Source organism: Sanyastnella coralliicola (genome assembly GCF_030845195.1).
Lineage (GTDB): Bacteria > Bacteroidota > Bacteroidia > Flavobacteriales_D > Sanyastnellaceae > Sanyastnella > Sanyastnella coralliicola.
In genome coordinates this window covers 2,505,942-2,526,962 of sequence record NZ_CP132543.1, presented here as the reverse complement: position 1 = coordinate 2,526,962, position 21,021 = coordinate 2,505,942, and the positions used below count along the sequence as shown (strand labels likewise).

20 protein-coding genes are annotated in these 21,021 nt (G+C 45.3%); 4 read left to right on the top strand and 16 right to left on the bottom strand.

From position 1 onward, the window contains the following. Positions 1-17 precede the first annotated feature (17 nt). From RA156_RS10485 to RA156_RS10455, 7 genes are all read right to left on the bottom strand, one after another. Positions 18-848, bottom strand: coding sequence for a prohibitin family protein (locus tag RA156_RS10485; protein WP_306639982.1), 831 nt, complete (start codon positions 846-848; stop codon positions 18-20). Positions 849-1,172: 324 nt separating this feature from the next. Beyond that, positions 1,173-3,260, bottom strand: a complete 2,088-nt coding sequence (locus tag RA156_RS10480; protein ID WP_306639981.1) for a hypothetical protein — start codon at positions 3,258-3,260, stop codon at positions 1,173-1,175. A gap of 6 nt (positions 3,261-3,266) precedes the next feature. Further along, positions 3,267-4,013, bottom strand: coding sequence for a 3-oxoacyl-[acyl-carrier-protein] reductase (gene fabG, locus RA156_RS10475; protein ID WP_306639979.1), 747 nt, complete (start codon positions 4,011-4,013; stop codon positions 3,267-3,269). Positions 4,014-4,075: 62 nt separating this feature from the next. Continuing rightward, a complete protein-coding gene (locus RA156_RS10470) occupies positions 4,076-4,879 on the bottom strand; it encodes a (Fe-S)-binding protein (RefSeq protein WP_306639978.1) in 804 nt (267 codons plus the stop codon). 5 nt (positions 4,880-4,884) lie between these two features. Further along, complete coding sequence (locus tag RA156_RS10465; protein ID WP_306639976.1) at positions 4,885-6,246, bottom strand: 4Fe-4S dicluster domain-containing protein; 1,362 nt, start codon at positions 6,244-6,246, stop codon at positions 4,885-4,887. Positions 6,247-6,255: 9 nt separating this feature from the next. Next, complete coding sequence (locus RA156_RS10460) at positions 6,256-7,302, bottom strand: MlaD family protein (protein WP_306639974.1); 1,047 nt, start codon at positions 7,300-7,302, stop codon at positions 6,256-6,258. Positions 7,303-7,315: 13 nt separating this feature from the next. Further along, entirely contained in the window at positions 7,316-8,512 is a 1,197-nt protein-coding gene (locus tag RA156_RS10455; RefSeq protein ID WP_306639972.1) for an N-acetylmuramoyl-L-alanine amidase family protein, read from the bottom strand. Between the two features lie 217 nt (positions 8,513-8,729). Here RA156_RS10455 and RA156_RS10450 point away from each other — a divergent pair, with 217 nt between their 5' ends. Next, entirely contained in the window at positions 8,730-11,198 is a 2,469-nt protein-coding gene (locus RA156_RS10450) for a putative LPS assembly protein LptD (protein WP_306639971.1), read from the top strand. A 167-nt stretch (positions 11,199-11,365) separates the two neighbouring features. Here RA156_RS10450 and RA156_RS10445 read toward each other — a convergent pair whose 3' ends face one another. The 7 genes from RA156_RS10445 to RA156_RS10415 form a co-directional block, all read right to left on the bottom strand. After that, complete coding sequence (locus tag RA156_RS10445) at positions 11,366-11,893, bottom strand: hypothetical protein (protein WP_306639970.1); 528 nt, start codon at positions 11,891-11,893, stop codon at positions 11,366-11,368. Between the two features lie 160 nt (positions 11,894-12,053). Then, complete coding sequence (locus RA156_RS10440; RefSeq protein ID WP_306639969.1) at positions 12,054-12,566, bottom strand: hypothetical protein; 513 nt, start codon at positions 12,564-12,566, stop codon at positions 12,054-12,056. 99 nt (positions 12,567-12,665) lie between these two features. Continuing rightward, complete coding sequence (locus RA156_RS10435; protein ID WP_306639967.1) at positions 12,666-13,193, bottom strand: hypothetical protein; 528 nt, start codon at positions 13,191-13,193, stop codon at positions 12,666-12,668. Between the two features lie 178 nt (positions 13,194-13,371). Then, positions 13,372-13,887: a hypothetical protein gene (locus tag RA156_RS10430; protein WP_306639965.1), complete on the bottom strand. Its 516-nt coding sequence runs from the start codon at positions 13,885-13,887 to the stop codon at positions 13,372-13,374. Positions 13,888-13,983: 96 nt separating this feature from the next. Next, the gene (locus RA156_RS10425) at positions 13,984-14,628 is read right to left on the bottom strand and encodes a response regulator transcription factor (protein WP_306639964.1); all 645 of its coding nucleotides are present in this window, start codon (positions 14,626-14,628) and stop codon (positions 13,984-13,986) included. Further along, positions 14,615-15,367, bottom strand: a complete 753-nt coding sequence (locus tag RA156_RS10420) for a sensor histidine kinase (RefSeq protein WP_306639961.1) — start codon at positions 15,365-15,367, stop codon at positions 14,615-14,617. Before RA156_RS10420 ends, RA156_RS10425 begins: the two co-directional genes overlap by 14 nt. Before the next feature lie 630 nt (positions 15,368-15,997). After that, complete coding sequence (locus RA156_RS10415; RefSeq protein WP_306639960.1) at positions 15,998-16,678, bottom strand: hypothetical protein; 681 nt, start codon at positions 16,676-16,678, stop codon at positions 15,998-16,000. A 215-nt stretch (positions 16,679-16,893) separates the two neighbouring features. On the opposite strand from RA156_RS10415, the gene RA156_RS10410 reads away from it, so the two are divergent. From RA156_RS10410 to RA156_RS10400, 3 genes are all read left to right on the top strand, one after another. Beyond that, a complete protein-coding gene (locus RA156_RS10410) occupies positions 16,894-18,330 on the top strand; it encodes a hypothetical protein (protein ID WP_306639958.1) in 1,437 nt (478 codons plus the stop codon). A 175-nt stretch (positions 18,331-18,505) separates the two neighbouring features. Continuing rightward, entirely contained in the window at positions 18,506-19,117 is a 612-nt protein-coding gene (locus RA156_RS10405) for a C39 family peptidase (protein ID WP_306639957.1), read from the top strand. A 262-nt stretch (positions 19,118-19,379) separates the two neighbouring features. Further along, entirely contained in the window at positions 19,380-19,808 is a 429-nt protein-coding gene (locus RA156_RS10400; protein ID WP_306639955.1) for a hypothetical protein, read from the top strand. On the opposite strand, the gene RA156_RS10395 is transcribed toward RA156_RS10400, so the two are convergent. Both RA156_RS10395 and RA156_RS10390 read right to left on the bottom strand, forming a co-directional pair. Then, positions 19,805-20,017 (bottom strand): hypothetical protein, encoded by a 213-nt coding sequence (locus RA156_RS10395; protein WP_306639953.1) that lies wholly within the window; start codon positions 20,015-20,017, stop codon positions 19,805-19,807. The two genes, RA156_RS10400 and RA156_RS10395, sit on opposite strands and share 4 nt — an antisense overlap. Before the next feature lie 382 nt (positions 20,018-20,399). Continuing rightward, the gene (locus RA156_RS10390) at positions 20,400-20,966 is read right to left on the bottom strand and encodes a hypothetical protein (RefSeq protein WP_306639952.1); all 567 of its coding nucleotides are present in this window, start codon (positions 20,964-20,966) and stop codon (positions 20,400-20,402) included. Positions 20,967-21,021 lie beyond the last annotated feature (55 nt).

Here is a 21,021-nt window from a genome sequence, read left to right as displayed (position 1 = left end):
GGCCATAAGCCTTAAAACTAGTTTCCTCCTAAAATAATCGGCAACCCGTCTTCACCTGAACCGATGACAATGACCTTCGCATTTTCGGATTCAGCAAGTGCTTGGGTGGCTTCGATTCCTTTCCACTTGAGTAGATCATCTGTTACACCATCAGATACGATGTCTTGGAAATCACGAATCCCAGTTGCTTCGATGCGTTTGCGTTCTGCTTCTTTTCTCGCTTTTTCAATGCGGAATTCATACTCTAAGCTTTCTTGCTCTTGCTGTAGTTTCCGTTCAATGGCTTCTTCCAATTTCGGCGGTAGCTTGATGTTGCGAAGAAGTACGTCATTCAACTGGACGTAATTGTCTTCAAATTTTGCAGCTAAGGCGGAGGTAATCTCATTCTGAATCTGCTCGCGCTTGGTTGTATTGATCTCTTCAGGTAAATACTTGGCAATGACTTCACGGGCAACTGACCGCATAGCTGGAACGATCACTTTATCTTGATAATCCTTAGAACGTTCAACTTCCAAGTAACCTAGCTTATTGTATATCGGTTGAAAGAACACAGTCAAGTCCATCTCAATCTTCAAAAGATTCGATGAGAGGACACTCAAATGTTCCATACGCTGCTGCTGTCGGACCTCGTATTGAATCACTTTATTCCAAGGAGCTTTAAAATGGAATCCTTGTCCGAGCGGAGCTTCTTCTGTATTGATACCACTACCAAATGTGTGGAACATCAATCCAGCATGACCCGAGGGGATAGTAACAGTAAAGGATGACCAAAAGACCACAAGAATCACGATACCAGCAATAACAGGTATCCCGAATTTCAAGAGTCGTGTATTAGGATTGTTCGCCATGATATGAGGGTTTAATAGATACCGTCAAATTAAGCCCAGAACACGTCTGTTTGTTTCAAAGTATGGGGAACGGGAGCCGGAGTAAGGTGAATGGGGCTTGGGGAGGCGTTAGGCTTTAGGCTATAGGCGTTAGTAATGCGGAGTGTTACGGACGCCGGATGCCGGACGCCGGAACCAGCATGATTAGTTCGCCTTCGGCTGGATAGCATGCTCGGTAGGCGTTAGGCTTTAGGCTATAGGCGTTAGTTCGTGGATTCTTTATTCGTTAGATTCATTCCACATTCCACATTCCACACCGCGTTCCGCAACCCGCAACCCGCATTCCTAATAAGAGCCTGAGCGTTTTCTTAAGAGCCACTCCAGACTGAGCAGAAGTAGAATTAACCCCAAAATCCATGGCAAGTTGATGAGGTCTGAGAGCTTTTTGCGCTCGTATGAAACAGCGACCGCGTTGCCGCTTTCTTCGATCATGGTGGCGAGTTGCGCTACTTGATCTGGGTAAACCATGTCGCCGCCGTTGTCGATGGCGAGTTGGTAGAGGAGTTTGTGGTCAGCCGTTGTGGTGGCCATTTCGAGTTGTACGGGAGCAATGGAGAGGCTTCCGCGTTCGGAGTAGTTTCTTCCGCCGATGATGGTTGAAGCTTCCCAGTTATAGTCTCCTACGGGAAGAAGGCCAGCATCAAGGCGATAGAAATCGCCGTTCCGCCCAAAGGCGAAATCATAATTGCTACCATCAACAGAAGTCAAGGTCAACGCAACTTCAGGGTCAGTGATGGCTTCGTAACTGTCATTGTACACCTCAGCGTTGAACACCATGCGCTCATTCTCGAGGAGATCACGTGGCGCGTCAATACGGAATTGACGACGGTCTTCGCGGTTGGCCATGTATTGAACCACACTTGAAATGAGGCCGTCAAATGCTTCATGGCTATCTCGCTTGAGGTAGCTCACCATTCGCCAACGCCAAATGCCTTCACCCGTGATGACACCCACCTTTGTACCGTTGACTTGGTTGAAGGAAATCAATGGAAGATCCGTCTCAATGTTCCCCACACGTTGGCTGATCATATTTACCGAACCCTCAACCGATTGAAGATCTCCGAAAGGAACAGCTAACGGAGGTAGCTCACGAATCAACGCTTGTGTCTCATCATCAACCTGGAAGTAAGGGAAGCCTTTAGCGAATGTTCCTCCAACATCATTGCTGGTGCCATTGTATGCTTTCAAAGCATAGCCCATCTTCAAGTTGTTGAAGGCGTTCATATTGGTTTGCTGAGTAAGCACGACAAGGGAAGGAATACCTTCCTTGAGCGCTTTCAGAAGCATCTTGGTTCCCGTGTTATTCGAAACCGGAATGCCGTGGAAGATGACCAAGCTTTCGTCTTCCAGATCTCCTTCGTAGTTCTCAGCGATGACACTCTCTACTTCGTAATTCAGGTTCGAGCTAATCGCACTGCGCAAAGCAGCAACATCAGGATGTGGAGCTTCCGCAAGGATCAAGATCTTCTGGCGAGTCTCCAAAACATCGATAAAGACCTCCCAACGGTTATTCGCAGTGGTTACCTCATTGTCAATCGTGGAAACTGTGATAACGTAGCGCTGCAGTCCAGCCTCTTTGGCTTCGAGCACCGCACGGCGTGTATCCAAGACGTAATCATCTGTTATTGTCAGGCTTTCGCTCCAAACTTGATTTCCCTTATGGGAAACAGAAATACGAACCGTTTCACCAGCCGCTTTCTTACCCTCAGTGGTAATCTCAATAGGGAATTGATTGCCCAAGTAAGCCAGTCGGTTATTCGCGACTTCCGCTATACGCATGTCGCGTTTCACACTGGTATCACCAAGAGCAATCGTAAAGACGGGAGCATCTAGCTTACGACTTTGGTAACGTGGATCGGCTCCTTCGTTGTAGATACCATCAGAGGCAATGATGACAGCGCCTATATTTCGATTGCTGTATCGGTTGTAGATGCCATCAAAGAGCTTAGAGATGTCTGTCGACTTCTCAGTGAATGAAATGCTGTCAATACCTTCTCGAAGTGTGCTTCCGAAAGTGTACGGACGTACTTTATACTTATCACCAATTTGACTGATGAGATCATCGAGTTGCGCAGGCCATTCGTTCTTGACAAAGGCTGAATCTTTGGCCATGACCAATGATTCACTATTGTCTTGAACAACCACAACTAACGGTTCTTCTACTTCTCGGTTAATGGTTCTCACCAGCGGGTGCAACAAGAAAAGAGAAAGCAAGAAGAGCGCAACAAATCGAAGAATTCCGAGGAAAGCTCGGGTTCCAATAGAAAGGTGACGGTTCAGTCGATCTTTCCTGTATAAGAACACAGCGAACAGTGCTGCCAGAAGCAGACACACGGCAATCAGCCAATTCGGTTGTTCAAACAGGATATCCAACGGCGCTTACATCAACATTCCACCGTCGACGTTGATCGTCTGACCAGTGATATATGCGCTCATGTCTGATGCAAGGAAGATGGCGAGGTTGGCAACGTCTTCAGGCGAACCACCACGCTTTAATGGAATTGCTTCACGCCATTCCTGTACTACCTTCTCATCCAAGGCGCCTGTCATTTCTGTTTCAATGAATCCCGGAGCAATCGCATTGCAACGGATATTACGAGAACCAAGCTCCGCAGCTACAGACTTCGTGAATCCGAGGATTCCAGCCTTTGATGCTGCGTAGTTTGCTTGTCCAGCGTTTCCTTTTACTCCAACCACAGAGCTCATGTTGATGATGCTACCGCTACGCGCTTTCAGCATTGTGCGCAACACACCCTTTGTCAGGTTGAAACAAGACTTCAAGTTAATCTCCATTACTTCGTCCCACTGCTCTTCGCTCATTCGCATCAAGAGTGTATCACGAGTGATTCCAGCGTTGTTGATTAGAATATCTACCGTACCGAAGTGGGCAACTACCTCTTCTACAAGCTTCTGTGCTTCATCGAATTTCGAAGCATCTGAGCGGAAACCTTTCGCTTCTCCGCCATTGGCAGAGAGCTCAGCTTCAAGGGCACGCGCCTTTTCCTCGCTAGAGAGGTAAGTAAAAGCGACTTTAGCCCCATGGGCAACAAAAGATTCAGCGATTCCTTTTCCGATACCGCGAGAGGCACCAGTGATGATCGCCACCTTTCCTTCAAGTAATTTCATCAAGTTGATTTTGGAGTGGGTAAAGATAGCCAAATTGACTACCTCAAAAGGCTAAAAAAACGTTAGGATGGAAGGAGGTCTGCAGCTTCAGCAATCAGCTCTGCCACATCCTTTACTTCTACACTGTCTTCTTTTTCGAAATTCTTCACACCATCAGTCATCATGGTGTTACAGAACGGACAACCCGTAGCAATCACGTTCGGCTTCACTTCAAGCGCATCTTCAGTGCGCTCTACGTTCACCTCTTTGTTGCCAGGTTCCGCTTCTTTGAACATCTGAGCACCACCGGCACCACAGCATAATCCTTTCTGCTTACAACGGCGCATTTCAACGAGCTCAGCATCCAAGGCTTGCAGCGCTTCACGAGGAGCTTCGTACACATCATTTGCACGTCCTAAGTAACAAGGATCGTGGAATGTGATACGACGACCTTTGAAAGATTCACCGCCTTTGATCGCAAGCTTTCCTTCTTTGATCAGGTCGTTAATGAGCTGTGTATGGTGCATGACCTCGTAGTTACCTCCGAGCTCGGGGTATTCGTTCTTCAAGATGTTGAAGCAGTGCGGACAACCAGTGACGATCTTCTTGATTTCATAGCCGTTCAAGACCATGATGTTCTGCATGGCTTGCATCTGGAAAAGGAATTCATTTCCAGCTCGCTTTGCAGGATCACCGGTACACGTTTCTTCTGCACCAAGCACGGCGTACTTGACACCTGCATGATGAAGAATGCGAACGATCGCTTTGGTGATTTTCTTTGCGCGGTCATCAAAACTTCCAGAGCAGCCTACCCAGAATAGGATTTCAGGCACTTCTCCAGCGCTGACCAATTGCGCTACGGTTGGTACAGTAATATGTTCAGCCATCTTTCTTACGCGTTAAGTTCTTCGATCCACTTTCCTCGATCAGCAGCAGGGAAGGCCCATGGTGCTCCGTTGTTTTCTACGTTGTTAAACATAGACGTGATCGATTCCGGTGATTTCGATTCTTCCATGATCAAGTGACGACGTAGATCAAGGATGATGCTTACCGGATCAATGTTGACCGGACAAGCTTCTGTACAAGCATTACATGTAGTACACGCCCACAATTCTTCTTCAGAGATGTAATCGCGAAGCAGCGACTTGCCGTCGTCTTTGATGCTGCCATCGCTTTGAATATTCTTTCCAACTTCTTCCAGTCGATCACGTGTATCCATCATGATCTTACGTGGAGAAAGTAGTTTTCCTGTTTGGTTCGCAGGACACTCACTTGAGCATCGACCACACTCAGTACAAGTGTATGAGTCGAACAACTGCTTCCATGTCAAGTCTTGCACATCCTTCGCTCCGAATTTCACAGGAGCCGCATCAGCGGGTGGCGCTGCGTACGGATCAGCAGAAGGGTCAAGCATCAGCTTCACCTCGTTGGTCACTGCTTCCATGTTGGTCATTTGTCCCTTAGGTTCCAGCTTGCTGTACCAAGTATTTGGGAACGCCATGATAATGTGGAAGTGCTTAGAGTAAGGCACGTACACAAGGAAGGCGAGGATTCCGATAATGTGGAACCACCACATGAAGCGCTCAGTCATGATCAGACCGTCAACGTCCATACCAGCGTACAGCGGTTGCAGCATAGAGCTGACAGGGAACGACCCAGCTTCAATGTAATGTGAAAGTGCCTCAGGGATTTCTTGTCCTGCAGCCATCAGTTCAGCCACTTTCCCTTGCAGCAAAGCGTCGCAGGCATTCATGCTCAACAGAGCAAACATCAAGAGCACTTCTGCTACAAGAATGATGTTGGCGTCTGACTTCGGCCATCCGTCCATTTCCTTCATACGGAAACGGCGAATGTTGATCACGTTTCGTCGGATCAAGAAAACCACACAGGCAATCAATACCAGCGCAGCAAGAATCTCAAAGGCTCCAATGAGCGCGTCGTAAACACCGCCGCCGAAACTCGCGAAGAGTCGGTGATGTCCAGTAATACCGTCAAGGACGATCTCTAGTACTTCAATGTTGATTAAGACGAACCCTACGTACACCAAGAGGTGGAGGAATCCAGCGATTGGACGAGCAACCATTTTCGATTGCCCTAGGGCTACCATGGTCATTGTGCGCCAACGCTCGTTCTTGCGATCCGTGCGGTCGACTGCTTGTCCAATACTAATGTTACGTCTGATCTCTCGCACCCGTCGTGCAAAGAGGAAGATGCCTGCAGCGAATACAAGCACAAATGCGATTTGAGCGATCATATTACCCTTTTACTCTTCCGATGACGGTTCGTCAAGCTGCTCGTCAATCAATTCACGAAGCTGTTCGAGTTCACGTCTAGAGAATTTCTCCTTCGGTTTCTTGCCAAAGATAGAAACATGAACGTATCGCCAAGGGTTCATGTAAAGATCATTGATGAGGTATTGCAGTTCCTGATTTGTATTCAGCAGGGATGTATGCAATGAATCATTGTTGATCAGCTGGGCCATTGTGCCTTCACCTTCGTTGATCTTCGTCATGATATCCGCGAATTCACCAAGGGCTACATCAGCCTTTTTCAGGGTAGTAGAAAGTTCGAGTTTCGCGAGGCTATCACTCACGGTATCAAAGTTCGAGATGATGTTGTTCAGCTTCTCGTTATTTGATTTGAGGTTCGTTGTAATGGAGTGCACATCGGCGAAGATGCCATCAATACGGTCGCTATTGTTAGCGATGGTTTCGTCGAGACGAAGGGTCGTTTTCTCTAAGGTCTCCATCGTACGCTGTAGACTTTCGAATACTTTCGGAAGTCCTTGCGTAGCGTCATCGTCAAATACCGTCTTCAAGTTTTCTACGATGTCGTCAACACCGGCGATCAATTCATCGGTCTTGTTCTTCAACGGCATCAACTCAAGTCGAACGGATTCAGCGAGGCCCATTTCAATCTCAGACTCCAAAGTGTCTTTTGGATTGGCCATCAAGGTGGAATCACCCATAATGATCTGAATTGCTTTCGATCCAAACAGGTCAGAGCTAAAGATCTTGGCTTTTGAGTCTACCGGAACGTTGAGGTCTTTCTGATCAATGCTGAATTCAACCATCAGTGATCCATCACCCTTCGGGTGGAATCCAACAGTTTTCACTTGACCGATTTTAAATCCGTTCAAGATTACCGGATTGGCCACACTCAATCCATCGACGTCATCGTACACAGCGAAGAAGGTTCGTTGCTGAACGAAGATGTTGATTCCCTTGAGGTAGTTGATCCCGAAGATGAGCAGGGTAAGGCTCACCACCACGATCACACCAATTTTAAATTCTTTAGAGACGCCTTTCAAACTATATCTGGTCTTATGGCTGTTCGTTCATTGCTTCTTCGAGCGTCACCCGTTCGCCATCTTTGAACGCGATCACAAATGCTCCATCGAAGCCGTTATTTCGAAGCACATCCTTCATCTCAAGGGCATGCTTGTATTTCTTAGTGCTTCCAGCGGCGTACTTATATAGTCCGTTGCTGAAATATTCATCCACTCTATCCAATCCATTAAAGTTGGTTGGGGTAGTGGCCACTTGAGTTGAAGAGGTAGCAATTTGTACCTGGAACTTCACCCCACGCTTAATCTCCTTGTAACAGATCTTCTCGGTCCAAGCCGATGAAGGCGGCGTCGCAGTTTCAACTCCTTCCTCTAATTCTAATTCTCCCTCTGATTCTAATTCTTCCTCTAATTCTCCCTCTTCCTCTACGGTGGAATACTGAATCCCATCAATGTCAGACTTATAATCACGCACCGCACGGAAAATCGCCGAAGCCATGTAGCTCTTACCATCTTCTGTGTTCAGGAAGTCTTCTTCTTTTTTGTTGGTGAGGAAACCGAGCTCAACCAAGGCACTTGGCATGTTGGTGAAGCAGATCACATAGTATCCTGCTTGTCTAACGCCACGGTCTACTCTTCCTACGCGATCGCGGAATTGGTCTTGAATGTTTTGCGAAAGCTTCAAGCTTTGATCGAGGTAGGTATTTTGACGAAGCGTCAATGCGATGTAGGTATCAGGATCTTTCGGGTCAAAGCTGTAGCGTTCCTGATAGTTCTCTTCATTGTAGATGGCTGCATTCTCCTTCATGGCAATACGCAGCGCTTCATCTGAGCGGTGCATTCCCATCACATAGGTTCCAGAACCGTGAGCACTTTCTTTCGTGAAGGCATCACAGTGAATCGAAAGGAATAAGTCTGCTTCAGAAGTGTTTGCAATTTCCACACGTTTTTCGAGCGTAGGGTAGGAGTCATCGTCACGCGTTAGAATCACGTTCACATTCGGGAAAGCTTCCTCGATGTATTTCTTGACACGGAGGGTGACGTCAAGGGTAATATCTTTCTCAGTGGTCTTGTAACGACCTGTTCCCAGGTTACCTGGATCGCTACCACCGTGTCCGGCGTCGAGCACGATAGTTTGAATGACCCCTTGAGGAGATTCTGGCGTAAAGCCAACAAAAACTCCGAAGGTCAGAGCAAGAAAAAGGATCGCTATACGTTTACTATGCGTCTTCATGTTCTAAACTCATTGCGTGCCTCTGATGCAAATAGGGAAACTATTGTAGCTTTGGGCGCCCGTTTATCCCCTAATGACCAAAGGTATAACGAACACTCTCGGACTATCAGCAACCACGCTCGGTTTTTTCCTCGCGGCCGTGTTGATAATGACATGCTTTTCCCTTGCAGGTCAAGAGGATTCGTTACAGGTTTCTGATCCTAATAACCCAACCATCGTGCCAACTGACACGCTTTCCTTCACTAACGTGGAAGATGTGCCAGATAGTACAGAAAGTGTAGATGCGATCAATTCAAGCATTTTCTACGATGCTGAGGATTCGATGATCTTTGATGCGATCAATAACCGGGTTCTCTTGTATGGTGGGGCGATTGTGAAGTTTGAAACCCTCACGTTAACGGCTGATTACGTCGAATACGATTTCACGAATAACGAAGCCTGCGCCTCAGGTGTTCCGGATTCAACAGGGGTGTTGATGGGCAAGCCAGTTTTAGATGATGCTGGACAATCGTTCACTCAAGAGTATATGTGTTACAACTTCCGCACCAAGCAAGGCTACAGCAAGATCGCGGTGACACAAGAAGGGGATGCGGTTTTCCATACCAATATTTCGAAAAGACACGAAAACGAATGGATTCATGTCAAAGGAGGGAAGTTCACGACCTGTGATGCTGAGAACCCTCATTACCACTTCCATTTGAGTAAGGCGATTTTGATTCCTGATGAGAAGGTGGTCTCTGGTCCGTTGTATATGAAGGTCAGGAAGGTGCCATTGCCTTTGGCTTTGCCTTTTGCATGGTTCCCAACTAAGAATGAGTCGAGCCATGGGGTGATTCTTCCAGGTTATGGTAATGCGAATAACTTGGGATATTTCTTAAAAGATGGGGGGTATTATCTCCCTCTCGGTCGGAATTTGGATACCCGTCTATTGGGAGATATCTATTCCCGCGGTAGCTGGAGTATTAAAAACCTAACGAATTACCGAAAGCGCTACAAATATACTGGGAGCTTCAACATATCTCGAACGGTAGTGAAACAGAGTATTCCAGAGCTTTCAGACTTCTCGAAGAGTACTGAATTCTTCGTTCGTTGGCAACACAACCAAGACCCGAAAGCTCGTCCGAACAGTCGTTTTACTGCCAACATCAACTTTGGTACGACGAATAACTTCCGGAATAACCTGAACAGCTCGCAGACGGATTACCTCTCGAATACCTTCAGCTCGAGTATACAATGGAATAAGAGCTTCCCAGGGAAACCGTATTCATTGGCCGTAAACGCACGTCACTCACAAAACTCGCAGACGGGAAATGTGCAGTTGACACTGCCAGGAATCACCTTCAACCGCAACCGTACGAACCTACCCATTTCCAAGTGGCTTGGTAGCAAGGTGAGTTCGAATAAGTGGTACGATCAGATTGGTGTGACTTATTCAGCCAACTTCGAGAACTTCATTTCGGAAAGTCAAAGTCTCTTCCGCTGGGATGAAACAGCGCAGTTGAGTCGTCAAGCACAGAATGGAATTCGCCAGACCGCCAGCGTATCTACGCAAGCACGTCTGGGCTTTGTGACCTTCACCCCTTCATTCAACTACAACGAATACTGGACTTTCAAATACCTCGACCTGGTTGAGCAAAATTCAGGAGATCTCGCGGCAGATACTTTGAATGGATTCCGCTCTGCGCGTGATTGGCGTGTGAGTGGTAGCTTGAATACCCGATTCTACGGGATCAAGAACTTCCGCAAGTTCAAGAACTTAAAGGCCATTCGCCACGTGGTAACCCCACAGGCAGGATTGTCATATGTGCCAGCTGTGAACCGCAATCTCTTTTACTACAACACAGCTGGAGACCTGAACTCATATACCACCTTTGATGCGGCTAGATTCCGTCCGGGAAGCACAAGTGAGCAGTTCAACGTGAACTTCTCTTTGGCTAACAACCTTGAGGTGAAGGTGCGCGATAAGAAGGGTAAACGAGGTGCGACGAAGAAGCAGAAGATCATTGATAACTACATCATTTCAGGTAGTTACAATATGATGGCTGATTCATTGAATCTATCGAACATTTCGATGCGTGGATTTACTACGCTTTGGAACAACATCAGCTTGAGCGCGAACAGCAGCCACAGCGCTTACGACCGTGATTCTACCGGACGTGAAATCAACACCTACCTATCCCAATCTCAAGGACGACTGCTACGTCTTGAAAGCTTGACCGGTTCGGTGAACATGAACCTACGAAGCAAGCAGCGCACGGGTACTCGCAATACAGAAAATGCCACAGAGGAAGAACTCGAAGTCATTGAACGCAACCCAGGCGCTTTTGTCGATTTCAATGTGCCTTGGTCGTTGAACCTCAGCTACACGCTCAACTTACGTCGTAACTGGAACACCGAAACCCAGGCAGACGAAGATGTCATCGCCCAAACGGTGCTGTTCCGTGGAGATTTCAGTCTCTTCGAAAAATGGAAAATCGGCTTCGATTCCGGGTACGATTTCACAGAAGGCGAATTCACACCAACCACGCTCAATCTCTACTGGGATCTCCACTGCTGGGAACTCACCTTCAACTGGATTCCATTTGGTGTCCGCCAAAGCTTCAGCATCCAGCTGAATGTGAAGTCATCACTCCTTCAAGACTTGAAGTTGCAAGCGAGGGGTGGGCCGAACGGGCTTCTGTTCTGATTGTCGAGGGTCGAGAGACGAGAGTCTAGGGTCAATCGATAAACTATAACTGATAACCGATAAGTTAAGGGCACGCATGCGCGCCCCTAGAGGTGCGTGGTGCGCCCTTGGTTAAGGGCACGCATGAGTGCCCCTATCCGCCGCAGGCGGCCTAATCATGCTAACGTCTATCTACCAAACAAGACAACTCTCCTTCGCTTAATTCCAATTCCAAAAATAAGTCCGAGCACCAGCGCTGGTGGCCCTCCGATGAGCATGGTTAAGAATAGTGTGCTTTGGTAATCGAGTTCAAAGAGATGTATCTGTCCGTGGTCTGGGGGAGGGTCGTTTAGATGCTGTGCTTCGTATCCTAGGTATCCGAAGGTGTGTGCTAAAAGGAGGGTAGCGAAGGCGAAGATTAAACCTGCGAATATGCTCGCTAATTGTTCATAAGCGACCCATCGTGCTACCAAACGCACCACAACAAGGACACAAAATATGAGTCCGACGATGATCCCGAGGATCATTCCTTTCTCATTCTGTAAGAGATTGCTAAATGATCCTTTTCTGCTCAGCATCAGTGTAATAGAAACTGCCAGTGCCACACCAATGAGGATGAAGATCATTCCGCGCATAATCACAGAACTGATCATCGCCTCACGCAGGGAAGGGGAGATTTCGGTAGTTATCTCTTGTTCATCGAGAAGATCGGACATGAAACGAATCTATAAACGATAATCTATAATCAATAACTGATAGACGATAATCTAGAATTGATAACCAATAACCAAAGACTAAGAACTAATAACTAAAGATCAGCCCTCTGCCTTCTGCCTGCGGCCTACTGCTTACGGCATACAGCCTACGGCGTCCCGCCTACCGGGGGTAGATTTCTCGCTTCTTATACCCCACATTCAACCCAAAGATCACTCCGAGGATGATGCAAGGTAGTCCTCCAAATGCAGCTGTTAACCCAAGTGTAGCGATGTAGCCTTCGAAACCTGGGAAGTCGTAGAAATCCTTCATCATATTCTCGATGATGAAGCCAAGGAATCCGAAGAAATGTCCGATAATGACCGTCACAATTGCAATCAAAATTCCACCCAACAATGGGTTGAGTTTCTCTTCCGAGATGACACGTGCAAAAAGTCGCGTGGTGGTCAGCAGGGTGACAATCAATCCAACCAAAACCCCGAGAACTACGATGCCGAGTTCATTCCAGAGCTCGGTCAAGAAACTGGCGCCGAGAAAGGTCACACAGATTAAAATAGCCGCGAAGAATCCTATACCGCAAAAAATGGCGCTTCTAACAACAATCAGATTTGACAGTTGGCTGCGCATCTCGGGTGTAATCGAGGAGGTGACTTGGTCGTTGTCGAGGATGTCCATGTGATAAGCTTGATTTTGAAGCTAAGTAAAGGAAGGATATTCTGTTGGATGAGGTGAAGGAGAATTCGTGGGGGGATTTGGAGTTTTTGAGGGGTGTGGCTAAATCTTCTGCTCAGAAGGAGGGAAGAGCTCATCACGGGTGATACGCAGGTCGGCACCGTAAATTATTCCCACAAAAAGCCCGGGGATCAGGATGATGAGGTTCGAGATAATAAATGCACCCATAAACATTGACTCATTAGAAATAAGGATTGTGTACATCAACTTTTCCCAGATCATTTGCGATATGCAGGCTGTCACAAAAGTGGCAAAAAAGGCGAGGTATAAGATTCCGAAGAAACCGAGAAAAGGATTGATTCTTCTGAGCGCAATCTTGGAGCCGATGGTTTTACTTGCCTTGAAGATCGTGAACAGCATTACGCAAAGCGGTAGTATCCAACGCAGGTCAAATAACTTCTTAACACCTTCAACAATGGAAGCCTTGTCTTCCACCGCAACCACGAATATAAAGAGGCAGAAAAGACAAGCGAATACCGAGGTGAAGGCATTTTTGCGGGTTTTTTGAGTGAATTGTTTGACTAATTCATTTGTCGGCTCTATCTCATGACTGTCAAGTATGTCATTCATGAGCAGAGTGTATTTCAGGGCTAACCAAGATTTGACTCTTTGATCTTATCTGAAGGCCAAACAGAAAGCCGATTATCGGACAGAGAATTCGGGTAAAAAGCAAGGCAAATAATGTTAGTAGCGGGAAGATGGCGAAAATTTAGGTGGCGTAGGGTTAAGAAGGGTTAATGGTTCTTTGTTAGGTATTCATTTTGAGAAGAGTAAGTATCCTTCGTTCCTCTAACTCTGAACCTAGTCGAAGTCCAAAAATGAGTACGGGAACGGAGGTGAAGGCATAACTATAAGCTAGACTCATTGCCGAAGAGTAGAGGATCGGCTTCGGAGGAGAACATCCATATTGCGTTTGATATTCTAACGCTTCTCCAAGAAAGCCACCGATGTATCCAAAGAGTACGGTTAAGCAGCCAATGGTAATTCCTCCAGCAAAGCTATTCAGTGATCCGGTTAAGATCACTCGCGCCAGGCGCTTGTTGAGGGATATATTGTATAGAACGAAGCCCATGATAGCCCCAAGAATGACATACCATTTCTGTAAGAAAATGCTGAACCAAAGGTTCGGGCCGATGAATAGGAGGGGGATGAGGGCTAAGGAGAGAATTCCAACCAAGAAGTATGTGTAAGTCCGTTTGATCACGAAGCTTTCCCAAGAAAGGATCAAATCCTTCTCAATCAAGGTTGTACTTTGTCTTTCCATTGAGACAAGATCACAATTATATCAGGGCTAAGTGAGCAAATCTAGAATTCGTTGGAAGAAATATAACGTTGGTAGTTGAGTGTTTCTTTAAGGGACTCAACTGGTAAGATTGTTTCGAAACGCGAACAACACAATCCCCACTCTAGTACTCACTCCGAACTTGTCACATAGACTTTTGCGCCACCCCTCAGATGTACGTGGCGAAACGTGCATCTTATCAGCAATTTCCTTGTTCGTCATTTCGGTACACAAGTATTGGACAAATTCAATTTCACGTTCGCTTAGCTCCAAAGCAATAGAAGTTTCTTGGCTTTCGTGGTTCTTATTCAGGTTCTGAATTAGCCTGCCCGAAACAAGTTCGGAGAAATGATAGCCGCGTTCAAACACATCTCGAATGGCTCGATTCAGTTCTTCTGATGAAGAACTTTTGAGAAGGTAAGCACGAGCCCCTGCACGCAGCATTCGAATGGTATTCGTTTCGTCTTCCAGAGCCGTCAGCGCAACGACCTTGATATTAGGGTAGTTGTCAGAGATTTCCTGTGTTGCTTTTATTCCGTCTTTCTCGGGCATATTGATATCCATCAAAACAACGTCAACGGATTGGTTGGCTAATTGATCGATGAGATCTTGGCCGTTGGTAGCTTGGAAAATGACCTCGCAGTTATACTCTTCTACCAATTTCGCGATGCCATTTCGGATCAAATCGTGATCGTCGGCGATAGCAATTCTAATCTGATCCATGGTTCATTTCTTTTGTAAAGGTGAGTGTCGTACCAGAGCCAACTTTGGAGGCAATTTCGAACGTTCCTTGAATCATTTGCATCCGTTCATTAATGCTGGTAAGTCCGAGTCCATTTGCTTTGCTATTGATCTCGAACCCTATCCCGTTATCGTTAACTTCTAATTTGAGAGTAGAATCCGAAACAGCAAGCGTTACGTTCAATTCTTTGGCTTCAGCGTATTTGATAGCATTGTTGATGGCCTCTTGCACACATCGAAACAGGATGACCTCTTCCTGAGGTGTCAATAATAGTCGTTCTTCGGTCGGGTGATAGTGACAAGTCAAGCCAGCAGTCTTTTGGACAAGCAGGCATTCTTTCTCCAAGGCAAGGTCTAGACCTAGTTCTGCAATTCTGGAGCTATGGAGACTATGAGAAATTCCTCTTAAATCTTCTCGTATTTCTAGTAGTATGTTGCTTAGATCCTGATCGCCTGATTTCTCCGTGGCATGCATTACCATTGTAAGTCGCTGACCAACATTATCGTGAATCTCTTGGGCGATTTGGCGCATAGTTTGTTCGGAGATTTCTAGTTGGGATTCGAGTAACTGATTCTGAAACTCTGATAGCAGAAGCGACTTCTCAGCTTGGTGCGATCTTAGGTTTTTTTGATATGCAATTACAAACGCCACTATTCCTACAATAAGCAGGAGAAAAACCAATATTCCAGAAATCAGGAGAAAAGTTAAATCTTCAGTCATTTATGCGAGAGGGTTCAGCTGAAGAATACAAAATATACCCGAGGGAGAGGTAGTATACAATGGAAACAATGCGGTTGAAGCCATTGAGGATTTCGTTCACGGCTCCCTTGTTGATGAAATAGTTGATTGACCCTAGGTATAGAAGCGTTAACGTGTAATATGCAAGGAATATGAGGGGTACTGTTATTCTCCAGTTTTTGAACAAAGGGGTAACCGAGGGCTCTTTCACTCTTTTGAATAACGTTATTACGATATACGTTATGAGCGCAGGTATTATGGTCAAAAGCCATTTCGAAGGAAACGGTAATGTTTCATAACTAAGCAAAGATAATATACCAAAGGCTGTTATTATGACAGTGAATAACAGACTTATATTCCTCATTATTTTGAGTTTGCTCGAAAGTCCAATCGTTAATGGAACGATACAGCAACTTAAAATAGCGTAACCCCAATAAGCAAGAATGTTCTGATCCCTTGAACCAACGAAATGAACAAAGAATTCGTTTGCTAATGTCAGAACCAGGAGAACAATTAGAACCCTGAGAGGAATCGGAATCTTCTTGAAGAGGTACAATCCGACACCACTCGATAAGAGTAGTGTCAGAAAGTACACAAGCTGAGATAAAAGCTTTAATCGCATTTATCAGGATTAGGAATTTTCTGAGAGCATTCTAATCCGGTTACATAATCATGACATAACCAATTCCATAATTGATTGGATGAGGAAGCTGGCTCCACACAATATTGTTCATCTAAGCAGTCATTTGGACAAGGATCAACGAACTCATAAGCACGTCCATTCAAGGGTAAGTGCAAATTTTGACGTTCAACTGTAGGTACAAAGACAAGTGTATGGTAGTTATAATGAACTGTATCAATAGATGGGTTTCCCGTTGGAGGATTCATTTCTTGAACATTGACACATGTCTTATGCATCGCGGGATATATCCTGAATCCAGAAATTCGCTCTTTTACTTCGTCGTCATTGTCGTTGTTGTATGTGTGATCGCGTGTCAACGCCATGAGAGCGTTTCGTTCAATAAACCAGGATTCAAGTTTCGCGGGTCTTGGTGGTAATGGTCTTCCATTTACATAAGGCACTTCGACCGGAGTATCGTCATACCTGCCTGCCAAATGATAACTTGGGTTTTGGGCGTATGATTTAACCATACACTGAGCGAGGTCATCTTCGATTGGGTCACCTCCAGAAAACGCTCCTTCTTCTCCTCCTGAAGCTCCTAAAAAGTAGCCTATCGTCACTCCAAGTATCAAGGCAATTATGCAGATTAAAATTGAATTGTTTGATTTCATAGTTAAATGATTATTAGTGATTTGATTGGCAAGTAATTTCGTTTTTGATGTAATTCCAAATTTTGGAAAACATACCCGTATAGACACTCAGGTGTTGAGTATAAGTACGCACTGAATTCGTAATTATACGGAGGCGTTTTCACGTGCAATCACGGTTTCAAGGCTTTTAGGATGATTGAATCTTGCGGCATGTAATCATTCAAAAATCACATGCCATGAAAACCTACAACCTACAACTTAGTATTAAGCAGTTCCTGCTTCTCGTAATTCTATTAACCTCAGTATCGATTTTCGCACAAGAAGAGGTTCAGCAGAATGGTGCTGAAGTTATTGAAACTGTTACCACGACAGAAGAAACGGAAGAGCCCTCGCCTGAACCAACTCCCACCGAAACCCCGGATCCAGCAACCGATGATGCTGGAGAGGATGGTGAAGAGGGAGACACTATTCTTAAGGTCCAATTCTCAGAAGCTACAGATTCTTTGACACGTTCTTCTTTGCAAGATGTGACCGTAGTTTATACACTAGAGATTGAGAAAATCCCAGACGGAAAAACGTATACCGTTGATGTCAAAGTGCTTTCAAGTACTACTTTGAATGCGAACGAATTCTCAATCTCCACCACAAAAACATCCTTCACAGACGCTGATGAAGGGAAGAAATTCAAGTTCTTCTTGACCGTGCCTAAAGATGAAATGAGCGATAGAAACCGCCAGATTGATCTTGGATTAATTATCAAAGAAGGAGATGAAGACAAGGCGGAAACGAATACTGGTGCGATTCAGAAAATGACCATTAAGGTATTGCCTATTGCGAAACTGAACGACTATAACTACCTGGCTTACATCGGAACTAATTTCGATTTGGTGGACGGAGTAGAAGCAAACAAACTATTCTTCGCAACCAACTTATTCATGCCTAATCAGGATGGAAAGTATGGCACCTATGTTAGCCTTTATGGGAATCGATCGTTCTCGAGTACTGATTCAGTTACGACAAGAAACTTCAGAGAAGATCTGATGGTAGGAAACGACTCAATTACTGAATTCAGTCGTGTTGCTGATCGTAGAACCACATACCAGGCTGATAACATTGGTATGCAAATGTCTTTATTGCGAAAACTCGGAGATCATTCAGCGTCACGACGTGCTACCAAAGGCTACTTCATGTTGACTGGTGAGTTTATTTGGAGACGCTCTAAGACGGACTATCAATACACAAATATTCAAGATAGAGATACTATCACTTATGCTATTGGCGAATCTTCGCCTGTTGATTATTCCGGTTCGTATAACCCGAATCTAACCACTATTTACGGTAATCAATTTGACCTGAATTTAGGCGCAGGATTGATGTTTGATCATTCAAATGACAAGATTTCGGTTCGTTTCCAAGTAGGGGGTGGACTCATGCGACCTTTCTCAACATTATCGAGCCAAGAACGAAGATTAGATCAGCCCTTCAGAGCGAATGATCTGGATGCGTTCTACTACGGGAAAATTTGGATTACAGAGCCAAATGCGGGTCTGACAGTACACGCAGAAATCTACAATCGTATTGATGTACCAACCCCATACATGGTGGTCACGCTGTCGAAAGCAATCAACTTCAAGTCACTGGGAACGATCTTCGAACCCGTGGCGACTCGCTAATCATCAAAACCTCGGTTAGCAATAGAAGCATGTGAGAGTTTGCTAATCGGGACTGATAAACCGGGGGGTCAGTCTTTATCTGAGCCCCCAACTCTCCTCCAATATCTCACATCAGGGCAACTTTAAAGTCCACATTTTTGGAGGGGAATTAATTACAACCCTTAAATCGAATGTAATGAGATATCTACTTGTAATTTTCATGACACTCGCTTGTGGCGTAGCAAGCGCTCAGTCAATTCAACAAACTGGACCGAATTATTTCATTGCTGGTGTTCCAACAGTGGAATTCGAATTCATGGCAGCAGAATCTGTTTATGGGAATCAACGACAAGCAAATTGGTGTTGGGCGGCATGTTCTCAGATGGTTTTGAATTATCACGGGCTATACGTGACACAAGAACAGATCGTACATCACATCTACGGTGATTTGGTTGATCGACCTGCGAATGCAAACCAAATAAGACGAGCATTGAGCGGATGGGCTCCAAATATTCGAGGCGGATATTCTACTATTCACTGTTCCTCTGTGGTGAACCATGTAAATGAAATTACCCAAGCGTTAGCTTATAAATGGCCCTTGATTGTAGGCCTTCGGAATCCTAACGGTGGTGTTGGTCATGCCTATGTATTAACAGCAATTGAATATTCTGTAGATCAATGGAATAATACTATCCCGCACTATGTCATTCTTCGAGATCCTATGCCCGGTACAGATGGAAAAATTCGAGTACCATGGAATGTCTTCGAGAATCGCGTGATGATGATGTTCAAAGTCTGGGTGAACTAATTCACCGTCAAAAAGCGTCCGGTTCATATTCTTGAGCCGGGCGTTTCGTTACTCTCTCCCTTCCAAAACCTTCCTAGCCCCCTCCCGCGCCTCAGCTGAAGTATGCGGACTATCAATCAAATCCCTCAACTGCTTGACTGGGCGGCTAGCGAATTTCTTTTGGAAGTAATTGGTATCTTTTGTGGGTGGTCAGTCTGCCTTTGGTTTTAACCGAAACAAAACCAATTACTTCTTGTTTGTAAGCAATTCACTACTCTCTTTCATGTGCATCCCAACCAAAAACCTCAAACTCTGTTCTTGTGCTTCTGAAGACGAGCTGCATAATGCGGATCATATTTGGGAGCTCTATCGTTATGTCGAAGGTAAGATGGAAATGGTGCTAGGGGAGGTGCAGTTTCCCTCAGGAATGAGCGAAGAAGATTTCAAAGTGAATCATCAGAAGCTAGCAGAAGCGTTGAAGCGGAAAGATCTCTTTGATTTTCCAGTTGAACTCAATCCAAAAGATAAGCTTCGTCTCATTTTTAAATACCATCCAGAAGAATCCGTGCGCTTTCCTGCGTTCAGCGGGAAAGAAGAGTTCTTCTTTACATACACTGGGAATTATTGGCGAAAGTCGAATGATTCATGGTTCATTGTGATGGGAACGCATGATGAAGCGGAAGAAGGAAAAATTGAAGTGACGATTGACTAGTCTGCACCTAGGGTACTCAAAGAAGTGGTCTTCTTGAGCGACTTAACTCTTCGGAGCAACCACCAAATCCACAAAGACATTACGACGAAAACAATCGGTTCGATAATGACGAATATCCAGATGTTGATCTCTTTGTAGGTGGTTCCGGTGAGCACAGCCCAGTGTTCAAGCAACTCAACACAGTAATCGAAGGCAACGTTCATATCCATAATCATGCGGTTTCAGTATGAACGGCTATCAAAGCGCACTTGTTGTGAACTGCCTTATTTAGACTAATAGCCAAAAACCAAAAACTAAAAACTAAAGACTAATCACTAAGTACTTACCTCTCCAGCACAATCTTCTCCTTCGCAACATCCACATCAACAACTCCTATTACCAAGTACGTACCATTGCTTAACATCTCGAGTGAGTTGCTGCCAGCTTTCAGGTGCACATGACACCCCAGAAATTACCGCCGGTTACATTGGAATGTTGCTCGAGCTTGATGTTGGAGCCAAAGCAATCTAGGTGATTGGAAGTTCTGGTAAACAGTATACGATCAAGGGAAGCAATTGGTTGAATTTCGTTTAGCTCACCTTTAATTTATTATCAAGAATCTCCATCACGTTGATCTAATAGCTTTTTCGCCGCTTTCTTCGACTCCGCTGATGAGTGTTTCCCGTTCAAAATGGCTTTGAGCTGTCCGTCAGTCTTGTCTTTGAATTTGTCTTCAAAATAAGCCGTTCGACCTTCCGCGGTGCTAGTGACGATTCTCTTCTCTTTTGTCCATGGCCAAACGACGTCATTCATCGTGATATGAAAGAGGTAGATTAAAATGGCTAAGCCGTTGATTTCGAATTTCCCCAGTGTGATCCCAACGAAGAATGTGGTGTACTCTATAATACCCAGGAAAGAGAGGATCAAAGTAGTTGAAAAGGCAGAAGTCCAAAACTTATGTTTGCGAGCAACCAATACCCACACTCCTAACGTGAAAATGCCTGAATAAGGAAAGCTGATATATGAGAAAGAAAGCCCTCCATTCACGGCTTCGCTGAAGTAACTGGCTATATAGCCCATTACCATGACGGTATATACGATCAGCGGTACCTTACTTTCTTTTCTGGGCTTGACCTTTGGAGGATCTATTTGATCGAGAATATCAGAATCTTCGCTCATGGTGTTTAGTTGTTGAATCGAAGATAGGAAAGATGTGAATCCATGTATATCTCAT

Excerpts from the sequence above, each read along its gene's own strand:
- RA156_RS10485 (WP_306639982.1), bottom strand. The coding sequence starts at position 848 with ATGGCGAACAATCCTAATACACGACTCTTGAAATTCGGGATACCTGTT.
- fabG (WP_306639979.1), bottom strand. The coding sequence starts at position 4,013 with ATGAAATTACTTGAAGGAAAGGTGGCGATCATCACTGGTGCCTCTCGC.
- RA156_RS10470 (WP_306639978.1), bottom strand. The coding sequence starts at position 4,879 with ATGGCTGAACATATTACTGTACCAACCGTAGCGCAATTGGTCAGCGCT.
- RA156_RS10465 (WP_306639976.1), bottom strand. The coding sequence starts at position 6,246 with ATGATCGCTCAAATCGCATTTGTGCTTGTATTCGCTGCAGGCATCTTC.
- RA156_RS10455 (WP_306639972.1), bottom strand. The coding sequence starts at position 8,512 with ATGAAGACGCATAGTAAACGTATAGCGATCCTTTTTCTTGCTCTGACC.
- RA156_RS10445 (WP_306639970.1), bottom strand. The coding sequence starts at position 11,893 with ATGTCCGATCTTCTCGATGAACAAGAGATAACTACCGAAATCTCCCCT.
- RA156_RS10440 (WP_306639969.1), bottom strand. The coding sequence starts at position 12,566 with ATGGACATCCTCGACAACGACCAAGTCACCTCCTCGATTACACCCGAG.
- RA156_RS10435 (WP_306639967.1), bottom strand. The coding sequence starts at position 13,193 with ATGAATGACATACTTGACAGTCATGAGATAGAGCCGACAAATGAATTA.
- RA156_RS10430 (WP_306639965.1), bottom strand. The coding sequence starts at position 13,887 with ATGGAAAGACAAAGTACAACCTTGATTGAGAAGGATTTGATCCTTTCT.
- RA156_RS10425 (WP_306639964.1), bottom strand. The coding sequence starts at position 14,628 with ATGGATCAGATTAGAATTGCTATCGCCGACGATCACGATTTGATCCGA.
- RA156_RS10420 (WP_306639961.1), bottom strand. The coding sequence starts at position 15,367 with ATGACTGAAGATTTAACTTTTCTCCTGATTTCTGGAATATTGGTTTTT.
- RA156_RS10415 (WP_306639960.1), bottom strand. The coding sequence starts at position 16,678 with ATGAAATCAAACAATTCAATTTTAATCTGCATAATTGCCTTGATACTT.
- RA156_RS10410 (WP_306639958.1), top strand. The coding sequence starts at position 16,894 with ATGAAAACCTACAACCTACAACTTAGTATTAAGCAGTTCCTGCTTCTC.
- RA156_RS10405 (WP_306639957.1), top strand. The coding sequence starts at position 18,506 with ATGAGATATCTACTTGTAATTTTCATGACACTCGCTTGTGGCGTAGCA.
- RA156_RS10400 (WP_306639955.1), top strand. The coding sequence starts at position 19,380 with ATGTGCATCCCAACCAAAAACCTCAAACTCTGTTCTTGTGCTTCTGAA.
- RA156_RS10395 (WP_306639953.1), bottom strand. The coding sequence starts at position 20,017 with ATGGATATGAACGTTGCCTTCGATTACTGTGTTGAGTTGCTTGAACAC.
- RA156_RS10390 (WP_306639952.1), bottom strand. The coding sequence starts at position 20,966 with ATGAGCGAAGATTCTGATATTCTCGATCAAATAGATCCTCCAAAGGTC.